The following is a 12,772-nucleotide window of genomic DNA, read 5'->3' as shown; positions in this document are numbered from 1 at the left end:
ATTTAATCTATAAGATGACTTTAAAATTTAAGGGCAATTGAGTTCAGCACTCAATCGCCCTATTTATGCGGTCTAATCTATAAAGCCATCTTTTTTCAATTTTTTATCTGTCAAATACTCACGTATGACCAATGTTGCGATAATAATGATGGCTTCTAGAATCGCCACAGTGACGGTTATTTTGGTAAATACTTCGACACTGAGCAACTCAAACCACAACTGAGCGATGGCTAATAACCCCCATAAAACTGAAATAATAAGTGCGCTAAAGACACCATATTTCATATTTCTCTCTCCAAAACAACTACATAAGCTTCACGCTTCCAAAAAAGTAGCATACGGCGGATATCTTTTTCCATCGTAATCACCGCCCAGCCTTGCTGCGCATTTTGATTTAAAAAATTGGTGAATTTAACAGGATCAACTTTTGAAGAGCCAAGCAGTAAAGATCCCAGCATGCCTTCTTGATAGATAACAACTTTATATTCTTTCATCAATTTCGTTCTTTATGGTTATAGTGAAATGAACAAATGTTCAGGGCAAAGTATAGCGATCGCTTTTTTCTAAAATAACCTAGTTTTACCCGCCTAATTTGCTCAGCAATTTTTTCGATTTTATGTTTTAATACATGCAGTATGAGATGAGCCTTATATGAGTATCACGCGAGTGATACGACTAGCCCCTAACCATGGGGCTTTTTATTGTTTTCTACTCAACTCACATTGTTGTGTTTCATTGTTCAATTCTGACAGAACGAGACTGTGAATTTCACATGTTTTCACAGGGTCCTGCTCATAAGCCGAATTAAACCATGCAACAGCTTTTTCAAAATCTCGCTGTACGCCTAGCCCACCTAAATAAAAACTTGCTACGCTAATTTTTCCGTTCAAATCATTTGCTTCCGCAGCCTTTAAAAACCACGGATAAGCCTTTTTATAATCAGGCTTTGCGTCAATACCTTGATAATAAATCATACCCAAACGGGACTGATATTGAGCCAAGCCTTGTTCAGCCAACAACATCGTTGGCTTTTCAGCAAGCTGCATATTTTGCTTCGTATAGTAATAATAGTCGGCCAATTGTTCGATATCTTCTTGCTTGCCTTTATTTGCAAATTCAATTAAAAGACTTTCCAATTTTTTCTCATTCCTTGGAATGAGTTCATATTTATTCATAATCAAAAGCATACGCTTTGAATCATCTAAGTTTCTTTCAGCACCGATCTCAAACCATTTTGCGGCTTCTACATAATCTACTTTTACTCCTACACCTTTGTAATACATCAATCCCAAATTTTGATTTGCAGAGCGGTGCCCTAAGGCAGAAGCACGCTTATACAGCGCTATGGCTTCAGGCAGATTAATCTCCACACCTTCTAGCCCCATATGTTTCAGTACAGCCAAATCATAAAGCGCCTGTTTATCGTTATTTTTTGCTTGAACGATGGTCTTTCGGACATCAATTTCGGCTGAAAAGGTTATAGAAAATGGAAATGCTGTTAATACAAATAGCATGAACAATTTGATGTAAGGCAAATGATATTTTAAAACTTTCATTGTTTATTATTCTTGATCAATAAGATGGTGAAAAATGAAATGCTAAAGCACTCTATCTAGATGCTTTAGCATTTTTTAAAGCTGTATATATAGTATTAACCAAAGAAGCCTATCGTTGCCTGAATGACCACAGCATTGACAATATCTACAAAGAATGCCCCTGTCAAAGGAATAATCAAAAAGGCTTTATGTGATGGCCCATAGGTATTGGTCACTGCCTGAATATTGGCAATCGCTGTCGGTGTTGCACCCAAATTTATACCACATTGCCCTGCACAAAGTACGGCTGCGTCATAGCTTTTTCCCATGATCTTAAAAGTTACAAAGTACAGATACAGTGCTAAAACGAGGGTTTGTACCAGTAAAATAATCACCAGCGGGCCTGCAAGATCTGCCAATAACCAGAGCTGCAATGACATCAGCGCCATGGATAAAAATAATGCCAAGGATGCGTTACCAAATACATCGATACAGCGATCAAACATTTCAATTTTAAAGCCAAGTTCAAGGGTGTTTCTTAAAAATACACCACACGCTAAAGCCCAAACGAAGGTAGGTAATTCAAACCACTGTCCACGAGCAAACTCTGTCATGAAATAAGCAAAGCTGATACAGATGGCAAACATCCCCATCGTTTTGACGGCATCATCTGCGGTAATTAAACGAGTTTTTTCAGGATATTCGAAAGGCGCCGTTTCAGATGCAGGCGGTGCTTCATTACGTCCTGATGTGGGTACAAGTTCTTCTGCCAACTGAAAACGGCGGATGAGGAATTTCGCCACTGGCCCGCCCATCATGCCGCCAATGACCAAGCCGAAGGTTGCACTTGCCATACCGAGTACGACTGCACCTTGTATACCATGATCTTGTTCAAAGACTGTACCCCATGCGCCTGCTGTACCGTGACCGCCAGTTAATGTGACTGAGCCTGTAATTAAGCCGATGAGCGGATCTAATCCTAAAATTTTGGCTAAACTGATACCAACGATGTTTTGCAGCATGACAAATATAATGACACAGCCTAAAAACAGCACTAACGCCTTGCCACCCTCTTTGAGTTTTCCAAGACTTGCACTCAAGCCAACAGAGGTAAAGAACATCAGCATGAATATTTGCTGAATTTTGGCATCAAAATTTACGGTGATATTAAAGTTTTTAAATAATATAAAAGTAATTACCGCTGCAACTAGACCACCTGCCACTGGTTCAGGAATGTTGTATTTTTTCAGGATAGAAATTTTATGTACAAAGAAATACCCGATAAATAAAACCAAAACCGCCACGACAATTGTCAAAAAAGCATCTAGCTCATAATTCATAATTTAATCTTAAGTGCTCAATTTTATTTATCTTTTTACATAATTATTTGATTTTTTCAGCTAGAAAAATGTAAATAAGTTATTTAGCCCCTTCTTCTACTACACATTTCTGAAGCCTAATAAATGAAATAAATAAAAATGCTCAGCGTATGTGATGTGCTGAGCATTTGCTGTTTATGACTGAAAAGCAGGAATTTTGAGAGATTATTTGATATCGAATACCCAGTTATGCGCCTCTTTATCACTGGTGGTTTCACAGACATAGTAATCTTGATCCCAAGCATCTTGGTTAAAGATTTCTTTTTTGTGGTAAGTCATCTGTTTGCCATTTTCGACACAGACAAAGCTTTCGCCTTGGTCTTTGACTTGGGTTCCGTTGAGGAAGCCACCAATACAGAGGAATCGGGATTGTTTGGGCACTGATCTATGCTACTGTAAAATAATATTAGTTGTGATTAAACGTTGTATTCTTAGAACTGTAAATAACATTTATAAATAAAAGCCTCCAATTAAGAGGCGATTATTTCTATTTTTGACAGTTATTCAAACTATTTTCTATATAGCTTTTTTCTAATTGTCCTTGTTTAAAGGATTTTAATAACCGTTCCAACCTCACTCTATTCCCAGGATAAGAGCAATACAATTTTTGCACATCATTTATTTTACTCAAAGAAGTAAGTTTACTTAAAGAATCTACGGCACCTTGCTCAACCCTAGCCCAATTTACATTTAGTTTTTTCAAATCATACTTATTGTTATGTACTGTATATAGAATATGATAATAATGAAAATCTTTTTCTGCAGGATTCATTTCCTGTATATCATTAATAATCATTTGAATAGCATCATAATTTTCTCCAAACCACTTTGGCTCAAAACTCTCCATAAATGTATTATAAATAACTCGCTGTTTTGGATATTTTACAATTCCATCTTGATAAGCTTTTAAGTAGTTTTCTTCAGCCCCCAGATCACGTAGGGTCATTAACAGTATGTAGTAATAAAAAGGATCTTTAGATGCAACATCATAATTTTCTAATAAAAAATTTAAATTTTTAATTGATTGATCACCAAAATATTGCATATTTTTTTTCGATACTTGTGAAGTATAACTTCCCCCTCTAATGCTCCAAGCATGTTTTCTAACCCAAAGCGTATAGTAAATATAACCTAATGGTGACTCTGGTTCAGCCTTAATCCATTTCTGTGCGATTGCTATATTTTCTTTATAATAATTTGGAGAAGTTACTCGATGTTTATTTACAATCCCAAGAAAAGAATCTAAATAACTAGTATGTTTAAACTTACCATCAAAATTATATTCTTCACTATTTAAAAGCTGTTGTGCTTTGTTTGAAATATCTTTGAACTTTTTCTCTCTAATCAAATTTTCCACTTCAGACTGAATGTCATATCCTGTGGGATATATACTTTCATCAACCAATTTTATGTTTGCTAACTTCGTATACGACACTTCTGCAAAAATTTGTGTAGAACAAAATGTTAATAATATAAAAGATAAATTCTTTAGTTTCATAAGGCCAATTTCTAAATTACAGTTTTATTATTAGTAAGATTCTATTAAATAAAGAAAATCCCACATGACGTGGGATTTTCTTATTAACTACTTAATCAATTAAGACAATTGAGCAGCAGCAATTTTCTTAGTATCAACGTCTTTAGCAGCGTCAGTATAGTCGCCCATTTTGTCGAAGCTTAAGTATTGGTAGATGTCTGCAGACATGCTATCAATTTGAGCTGCGTATTCTTGGTACTCAGCTGGAGTTGGTAATTTACCAAGTACAGCAGCAACAGAAGCAAGCTCAGCAGAAGCTAAGTAAACGTTTGCGCCTTGACCTAAACGGTTCGGGAAGTTACGAGTAGAAGTCGATACACAAGTAGTGTTCGGAGCTACACGTGCTTGGTTACCCATACATAATGAACAACCTGGCATTTCTGTACGAGCGCCAGCTTTACCATAGATGTTGTAGAAACCTTCTTCCATCAATTGACGTTCGTCCATACGAGTTGGAGGAGCCAACCATAGACGAGTAGATAAAGAACCACCAGGAACTTTGTCTAGAAGTTTACCAGCCGCACGGAAGTGACCAATGTTAGTCATACATGAACCAACGAATACTTCGTCAATTTTTGTACCAGCAACGTCAGAAAGCAATTTAGCGTCATCTGGGTCGTTCGGGCAGCAAAGAACTGGTTCAGTAATTGTAGAAAGGTCAATTTCATACACTTTAGTGTATTCAGCATCTGGATCTGCTTTGATTAGGCTTGGGTTCGCTAACCATTTCTCCATGTTTTCTACACGGCGCGCCATAGTACGAGCATCGCCATAACCTTCAGAAATCATCCATTTCAACATAGTAATGTTTGATTTAAGGTATTCAGCAACTTTCTCTTCAGAAAGCGTGATAGAACAACCAGCAGCTGAACGTTCAGCAGATGCGTCAGAAAGTTCGAACGCTTGCTCAACAGTAAGGTCCGTTTCCATTTCTGTAAGGTCGATCTCAAGGATACGGCCAGAGAAGATGTTTTTCTTACCTTTTTTCTCTACAGTTAAGTCGCCTTCTTGGATCGCAACGTAAGGAATCGCATGTACTAGGTCACGTAGAGTGATACCAGGTTGCATTTTACCTTTGAACTTAACAAGAACAGACTCAGGCATGTCTAGTGGCATAACGCCAGTTGCAGCAGCAAACGCTACAAGACCAGAACCCGCTGGGAAAGAAATACCGATTGGGAAACGAGTATGCGAGTCACCACCAGTACCAACTGTATCTGGAAGAAGCATACGGTTTAACCAAGAGTGGATAATACCATCGCCTGGACGTAGAGAAACACCGCCACGGTTCATGATGAAATCAGGAAGCGTGTGCTGCATTTGAACGTCAACTGGTTTTGGATACGCAGCTGTATGACAGAAAGATTGCATAACTAGGTCAGCAGAGAAGCCTAGGCAAGCAAGATCTTTAAGTTCGTCACGAGTCATTGGACCTGTTGTATCTTGAGAACCAACAGTAGTCATCTTAGGTTCACAGTAAGTACCTGGAAGTACACCTTGACCTTCAGGAAGACCACAAGCGCGACCAACCATTTTTTGAGCTTGAGTGAAGCCTTTACCAGTAGCTGCAGGTTGAACTGGAGTACGGAATAAAGTTGAAGGTGCAAGACCAAGAGCTTCACGAGCTTTAGTTGTTAAACCACGACCAACGATAAGGTTGATACGGCCACCAGCACGTACTTCATCTAAAAGAACTGGAGTTTTAAGTTCAGATTCAGCGATTTGAACGCCGTCTTTGAACGCAGTTACTTTAGCAGCAGCGTGGTCGATTTTAAGCGTGATTTCGTCGCCCATGTTCATGTTTTGAACATCGATTTCTACTGGCAATGCACCAGCATCTTCCATTGTGTTGAAGAAAATCGGAGCGATTTTAGAACCTAAGCAGTAACCACCGTCTTTTTTGTTCGGGATGTGAGCAATTTCGTCACCGAAGAACCAAAGTACAGAGTTAGTTGCTGACTTACGAGAAGAACCAGTACCAACAACGTCACCTACGTAAGCAACTTGGTTGCCTTTCGCGATAAGGTCTTTGATTTGGTTAAGAGGACCAACTTCACCAGGAACTTCTGGGTTGATACCGTCACGTACGTTTTTAAGCATTGCGTTAGCGTGTAACGGAATGTCTGGACGGCTCCACGCGTCTTGTGCAGGTGACAAGTCGTCTGTGTTAGTTTCGCCAGTTACTTTGAAAACTGTAAGTTTGATTTCTTCAGGAACGTCTTTACGGCTAGTGAACCATTCAGCGTCAGCCCAAGATTGCATAACTGCTTGTGCATTCGCATTGCCCGCTTTTGCTTTATCAGCAACGTCGTGGAACGCATCAAATACAAGAAGAGTTTTCTTAAGTGCGTCAGCAGCTAATTCAGCAAGCTCTGCATCATCAAGAAGTGCAACTAAAGGAGCAACGTTATAACCACCAAGCATAGTACCTAGTAGGTAAACCGCACGTTCTTTAGTTACTAGTGGAGAAGTCGCTTCGCCTTTTGCCAAAGCAGCTAAGAAAGCAGCTTTAACGTATGCAGCTTGGTCAACACCCGCTGGAACACGGTTTTCTAGTAAATCAACTAAAAATGCTTCTTCGCCAGCTGGTGGGTTTTTTAATAATTCAACTAATGCAGCTGTTTGAGCATCGTCAAGTGGCTTCGGTGGGACTCCGAGTGCGGCACGTTCTTCAACGTGTTGGCGGTAAGCTTCTAGCACGGTGTTATTCCTCTTTTTTAAAAAATTATTTACGCATTCCTGCTTTAAATAAAGCTACGCAAATAATATGGACTGCTAAATTTTACTAAAATTCCAGTTAAAAGTTAATGCACTACAAGTGTTTCTTCGTGATGCCCGTTATTTTATAAATAAATGATCCTCATATCGTTTATACATTAAGCAAAATCAATACTTAAAACACGCTTTTCTTGCGCATATTAACTTTTGACTAAAATTAACCATCAAAAAAAGGCAACTAAATGTTGCCTGTTTTTATCAGTATTGGATATTCCACCTTAGTGTACAGTGGTTGCAGTGATATATTGCTGAAGTTCTGCTCGATCGCCTGTAAATCTGAGGCACCATTCGTCCTGACATGTGGTTTGATGTTGATTACTTGCAAAGCTGATATCGACCAAATAGCGTTGAGAAAATTCATCTACTTTTTGGCGTAATGTGACTTTATCTCCAATGCTGAGCACGTAGTTCCCACCACCGATAATTGCTACGCCTTGTTCATCTTCTAGGAGTAGATCTGAGTGATGCATATAACCTATAACGTCCATATTCTGCTCCTCTACTGTTTTTTATTCTCCATTTCATTATTCATTAAAAAGATTTGCTTTTCTATATTTATGATTTAGCAAGTTGTCACAATTTGTATTTCGCTCTGCTTAGGCTATTTAAAAATCTTTAAGCATCTCATATTCAAAGTAACCCGAAGATAAATATGCATTCGCAAAATAAGCATGAACTCCATCATATGGCTAAACAACGGATAGTTGCCCCGTTGTAACTACTCACTGCTGAATAGAGCCTTTAGGTTTTGCTTTACGCGCTTTCTCGCATAAAAAACCGTTCCTTAGAACGGTTTATAATCTGGCATTTCGGTATGCGGTGTTGCGATACATTTTTCAGTAAACTCAGCACGAATTTTTTCACGTGCTTTTTCAACATCAGTATTAATCTCAGCTTGCGGCAAGGCATAAACTTCATTAATGATGTTCAGGATAAATCCTTTGGTGGTTTCATCCTCAATTTTGTTGGCATGCTCAACTGCTTTGTCTTTTTCAATTGCATTTTGACGATCTAACATAATCGTACGTGCAGCATTACCTACACTGCGGCAGTAACCCTGCCACTGCTCTTCAGGGGTTAATGGTTTTTTTTCAGCACAGCCGACCAAAGCCACCATAACGGATAAAGCAAATAACTTTTTCATGAACTTCTCCTTACGAGGGGCAATATAAAAGATCGTAATGGATTTGTCATTTAAATTAGTCGTAGCCGAACAAACAAAAAAAGCCCTTTCGGGCCTTTTTTATGCGTTTGAATTAACCACAAGTTGCTTGAATAATCTTTTTATTGATTGGATTTACAGTGACGGTGACGCGCTCTACACGATAATCCATTGTTACTGGCTGCCCAGGTTTTACTAAACGGACAATTTGAGCTTGGCTAATCGCCTTGATCTGATCTTCAGTCAATTTTGCTTGGCCAATCAGCGTCTTAGCCTTATCAGCTACACATTCAGTTTGGCTACTACGGAATAATGCCCACTCTTCAACCACTTGTCCGTTTGGCAGATGGCAATACCCGACCTGAGCATTTGCTTCATCACGAATTTCAAGTTTACCTTTTTGTTCTACACAATACTGGCTGGCTGGATTTGCCATACCAATTTTTTCTGGTGTCGTTTCAGTTTGCTGTGTTGTGCTACAACCCGCCATAAATGCTGTCAGTGCAGCTAAAATCCATATATTTTTCATCAAGTCTATTTCTGAATATAAAAATTTAACTTACCAAGTTTGTGCCAAATAAACGAGTTGTTTATTGAAATTTTTAGTTGTCATTCCACTTTCTGTAATTAGGCAGCAATGTGCCCTATGTTCAAAATACAGAACGTCATTTTCTTTGAACTGATGATGATTTTTGCAATATTTAAAACGACTCAACTTGTCGCAGTTTTGATTTTAAAGGTTTTATAAATTTGAAATTTGACCTGCCCAACGCGTATGCTAAAAAAGTAATTTTCTTCAAACACGCCACGTTGCGTAGGAGCAAAATATGTCAAAAAAATTGCCGATTTATTTTTCGGACGAAGCTTGGTCGTCTTTGCAACAGCTTATGGGCGCAGATGGCAAACCCAGTCCCACCATCAATGCCCTGCTTGAAAGGCAATCTCAAAAACTATCTATGGATCCATTTTTGGATTCTTCGCTCAATGTTCAGCCTGTTCAGAAAAATACCCGTATTGAACTTCCAGTTGCCTTGGAACGTATTCCTGCTGGCCCAGCTTTCGCCAATAAAGATGTTTTTGAAAAAGCCTTAGACCTAAATGATTATTTGGTAATTAACCCGCTCGCTACATTTATTGCGCATGTCGATAGCGAGTCTTTACTCAATGCCGGCTTTGAAATTAATGATACTTTTTTAGTCGATCGTAGCTTAGAAGCCAAACATGGCGATATCGTGGTTGCACTGATTGATAATCGTGAAATCACCTTAAAGCGATTGATGATCACCGCAAAAATGTCAAAAGAAGAAATTGCCGACATTTTTGGTGACCCCAATAAAGTCTTACCCAAAATTTGGCTAAAAGCAGAAAATCCAGCCTATGCGCATATTATCCCTTCAGATAGCGAATCTATCGTTGTTCAGGGTGTTGTGACCTTTAATTTAAAGCAATTTTATAAGCGCTCATCACACACCTAAACACAAGAATTCGTCATGAAAGCTGCAAATAAAATATTTGCGTTAGTTGACCTTAACAACTGCTACGTCAGTTGTGAGCGTGTCTTTAACCCAAAGCTCAATAATGTCCCTGTCGTCGTGCTGTCCAATAACGATGGCTGTGTTGTATCTCGAAGTCAGGAAGCCAAAGACCTCGGGATTAAAATGGCTGTGCCGGTCTATCAAATTCAGGATTTAATCCAACAGCATCATGTTCAGGTGTTGTCGAGTAACTATGCACTCTACACCGAAATGTCTAATCGATTTATGAATATTTTAGGCATGTATGTCGGCCCCGAAGACCGTGAAGTTTACTCGATCGATGAGTGTTTTTTAGATTTCACTGCCTATCAAGAACTGTTTGATTTGAGCCTATATGCTAAAGAAATACGAGATACGATCCTAAAATGGCTAGGTTTAACCTGCTGTGTCGGGATTGGTCGCTCTAAAACGGAAGCCAAAATGGCCAACCATTTTGCCAAAAAAAATGCTTATTTGAACGGTGTGTGCAATTTAGTTGAAATGGACCCTTGTTCCTCAGAACAACTCCTTGCGCAGACACCAGTCAATGAAGTTTGGGGCGTCGGTCGCAATCATACAAAAGCCCTGAATCAGCTTGGCATTCATTATGTTTTAGATCTGATCAATGCACAGCCTAAAGATATTCGAAAAAAATTTAGTGTGGTGATGGAAAAAACCGTCTTGGAACTGCAAGGTCTATCTTGTCTGTCTATTGAAGAAGAAGCACCGAGCAAACAGCAAATTATCAGTAGTCGTTCCTATGGTCAGCCAGTCTACGAACTGGAAGATATTAAAGCCTCTATTCGTGTATATATCGCGCGAGCCGTCACACGTTTAAGAGCAGATCATTCTCTATGTCGTATGGTGGGAGTGTTTATTCAAACGAGTCGCTTTAATTCTACTGAAAAATACGCACCTTATCTGGCCATTACACTGAATGAGCATACCGATGACTTAATTAGTATCACCCAAGCAGCAACGCGTGCCGCCGAAAAAATCTTTAAAGCGGGATTTAAATATAAAAAAGCCGGTGTGGTGTTATTAGAAATCATTCCAAAACAAAACTTTACCCCAGATTTGTTTTGCGATATGGCGTTAAGACAAAGCCGTTTGAAACTGTCCGACACCATCGACGATATTCAAAAAAAATTTGGGCATCATTTTGTCTCGATCGGCTTAACGCAGGACGATGCTGCAACATGGCGGATGAAAAAAAATCTGTGTTCCCCCGCTTACCTGAGTAATTGGAACGAACTGCTTCGTGTGAAATGAAACACTATGTTGTAGCGCCGCTTAGTCCTTCTATTGTTTTAACCGAAATGATCATTTGCAATTGCTGAATATTTATTTAGTATTTAAATGAATATTCATTTTTATATTCTCCTATTTTAAATTATGTCTGATATTCAATTAACGCTGAGCGAATACCTATCTGCGGTCAAAGAAGTCATTCAGTTGGCTTTTGATGATGCCGTGTGGGTCAAAGCCGAGATTCGAAATTTAAACATCAAAGGTGGACATTACTATCTAGAATTAGCTGAAAAAGAACAAGAAAGCGATAAAGTCATTGCCAGTTGTAAGGCCACAATTTGGAAATTTACCGCAAATAAAGTTGTCGGAAAATTTGAACGTGAAAGCGGCATTGAGCTCAGTCGCGACTTAAATGTCTTGGTTAAAGTGCGTGCCAAATTTGACCCGCAGTATGGTTTTTCGGTCAATATCGAAGAAATTGATTCGAGTTTTACTTTGGGTGATCTGGCTCGACGTTATCAACAAATTTTAGAGAAACTCACCAGCGAAGGTCTGATTCATAAAAATCGAAACTTGCCTGCGCCATTTGATATTCAGCATGTCTTGGTTATCGCACCTGAAAATGCAGCAGGCTTGGGTGACTTTAAAAAAGATGCAGATGCGTTACAACATGCTGGCGTGTGTGAATTTGTCTATCATGCTGCAACCTTTCAAGGGAATACCGCAGCACAAAGTATCCGAGATGCTTTAGCACTGGGTTTAAGACAATGGGCCAATGACTTTCAAACTGCGCCAGATTTGATCGTGATTATTCGTGGTGGCGGTGCTGTTAACGATCTTGCTTATCTGAATGATTATGATTTGGCTGCACTTTTATCTAAGCGTAGCGTGCCAATTTGGGTCGGTATCGGCCATGAAAAAGACCGCACGATCTTAGATGAAGTTGCACATCGCTCTTTCGACACCCCGAGTAAAGTGATTGGGGGGATTCGTAATCATATAGTTGAGCGAACACAAGAAGTTTTAGAGGCCTTACAAAGCATTCAACTGCGCTCTCAACATCAAATTGCTCTGTATCAAAGTCAAAATGATCAGTTGCTACAGGTCATAAAGACCTTGGCTCAAAGTCAAATCAATGACTCAACTCGGCTCTTACAGCAATACCAAGATAACACTGCTTATTTTGCTCAGTTACAACTTAAAACAGCTGCACAGAATATTGAAATACTCATGCGTGAGACTTTGTTGCAAAACCCTGCACATGTGCTCTCCAAAGGTTATGCCATCGTGCGGCAGCAAGGTCACGCCATTCGCGCAACGAAAAATCTTCAGCCTTCAACGCATTCACCGATTGAAATTGAAATGCAAGACGGCATCATCACGGCTGACATTCAACATATACAGGTAAAAAATCATGACGACTGATACTCTAAGTTTTAAAGAAGGCTATGAAGTTTTAAAACGTAATGCTGAATTACTCGAATCTCAGCAAGAACCCGATATTGATAATCTTATGAAAATCGTTGAAGAGTCGATGCAAGCCTATAAAGCCTGCAAGACTCGTGTTGAAGCAGTACAACAGGCACTGAATGATACGTTTAAAGATTGATTTCTCA

At 39.1% G+C, this 12,772-nt stretch carries 14 protein-coding genes; 4 read left to right on the top strand and 10 right to left on the bottom strand.

What is annotated here, in order from left to right:
- Positions 1-72 precede the first annotated feature (72 nt).
- From FTU77_RS12160 to FTU77_RS12115, 10 genes are all read right to left on the bottom strand, one after another.
- The gene (locus FTU77_RS12160; protein ID WP_168378640.1) at positions 73-285 is read right to left on the bottom strand and encodes a hypothetical protein; all 213 of its coding nucleotides are present in this window, start codon (positions 283-285) and stop codon (positions 73-75) included.
- Complete coding sequence (locus FTU77_RS12155; protein WP_168378641.1) at positions 282-494, bottom strand: DUF4177 domain-containing protein; 213 nt, start codon at positions 492-494, stop codon at positions 282-284. The genes FTU77_RS12160 and FTU77_RS12155 overlap by 4 nt, the downstream gene beginning before the upstream one ends.
- Before the next feature lie 204 nt (positions 495-698).
- Positions 699-1,556: a tetratricopeptide repeat protein gene (locus FTU77_RS12150; RefSeq protein ID WP_180055912.1), complete on the bottom strand. Its 858-nt coding sequence runs from the start codon at positions 1,554-1,556 to the stop codon at positions 699-701.
- Between the two features lie 95 nt (positions 1,557-1,651).
- Positions 1,652-2,875 (bottom strand): sodium/glutamate symporter, encoded by a 1,224-nt coding sequence (gltS, locus tag FTU77_RS12145; RefSeq protein ID WP_180055911.1) that lies wholly within the window; start codon positions 2,873-2,875, stop codon positions 1,652-1,654.
- Positions 2,876-3,079: 204 nt separating this feature from the next.
- Positions 3,080-3,295, bottom strand: a complete 216-nt coding sequence (locus FTU77_RS12140) for a hypothetical protein (protein ID WP_078193934.1) — start codon at positions 3,293-3,295, stop codon at positions 3,080-3,082.
- Positions 3,296-3,401: 106 nt separating this feature from the next.
- Positions 3,402-4,412, bottom strand: coding sequence for a DUF4034 domain-containing protein (locus FTU77_RS12135; protein WP_078193935.1), 1,011 nt, complete (start codon positions 4,410-4,412; stop codon positions 3,402-3,404).
- Positions 4,413-4,511: 99 nt separating this feature from the next.
- Positions 4,512-7,151 carry a bifunctional aconitate hydratase 2/2-methylisocitrate dehydratase gene (locus tag FTU77_RS12130; RefSeq protein ID WP_180055910.1) on the bottom strand — a complete coding sequence of 880 codons (2,640 nt, stop codon included), beginning with the start codon at positions 7,149-7,151 and terminating at the stop codon, positions 4,512-4,514.
- 296 nt (positions 7,152-7,447) lie between these two features.
- A complete protein-coding gene (locus FTU77_RS12125; RefSeq protein WP_078189189.1) occupies positions 7,448-7,717 on the bottom strand; it encodes a hypothetical protein in 270 nt (89 codons plus the stop codon).
- 296 nt (positions 7,718-8,013) lie between these two features.
- On the bottom strand, positions 8,014-8,373 hold the full coding sequence (locus FTU77_RS12120) for a hypothetical protein (protein ID WP_180055909.1): 360 nt from the start codon (positions 8,371-8,373) through the stop codon (positions 8,014-8,016).
- 112 nt (positions 8,374-8,485) lie between these two features.
- Complete coding sequence (locus tag FTU77_RS12115) at positions 8,486-8,920, bottom strand: I78 family peptidase inhibitor (RefSeq protein WP_180004959.1); 435 nt, start codon at positions 8,918-8,920, stop codon at positions 8,486-8,488.
- A 298-nt stretch (positions 8,921-9,218) separates the two neighbouring features.
- Here FTU77_RS12115 and FTU77_RS12110 point away from each other — a divergent pair, with 298 nt between their 5' ends.
- From FTU77_RS12110 to xseB, 4 genes are all read left to right on the top strand, one after another.
- Entirely contained in the window at positions 9,219-9,866 is a 648-nt protein-coding gene (locus FTU77_RS12110; protein ID WP_180055908.1) for a LexA family transcriptional regulator, read from the top strand.
- Between the two features lie 15 nt (positions 9,867-9,881).
- Positions 9,882-11,177 carry a Y-family DNA polymerase gene (locus FTU77_RS12105; protein WP_180055907.1) on the top strand — a complete coding sequence of 432 codons (1,296 nt, stop codon included), beginning with the start codon at positions 9,882-9,884 and terminating at the stop codon, positions 11,175-11,177.
- A gap of 123 nt (positions 11,178-11,300) precedes the next feature.
- Positions 11,301-12,581: an exodeoxyribonuclease VII large subunit gene (xseA, locus tag FTU77_RS12100; protein ID WP_180055906.1), complete on the top strand. Its 1,281-nt coding sequence runs from the start codon at positions 11,301-11,303 to the stop codon at positions 12,579-12,581.
- Complete coding sequence (xseB, locus tag FTU77_RS12095; protein WP_078188551.1) at positions 12,571-12,765, top strand: exodeoxyribonuclease VII small subunit; 195 nt, start codon at positions 12,571-12,573, stop codon at positions 12,763-12,765. The genes xseA and xseB overlap by 11 nt, the downstream gene beginning before the upstream one ends.
- Positions 12,766-12,772 lie beyond the last annotated feature (7 nt).

The sequence above is a fragment of the Acinetobacter sp. YH12142 genome (genome assembly GCF_013418435.1).
Classification (GTDB): domain Bacteria; phylum Pseudomonadota; class Gammaproteobacteria; order Pseudomonadales; family Moraxellaceae; genus Acinetobacter; species Acinetobacter amyesii.
Note: the sequence above shows the minus strand (reverse complement) of the source record. Positions and strands in the feature narration are given on the sequence as shown.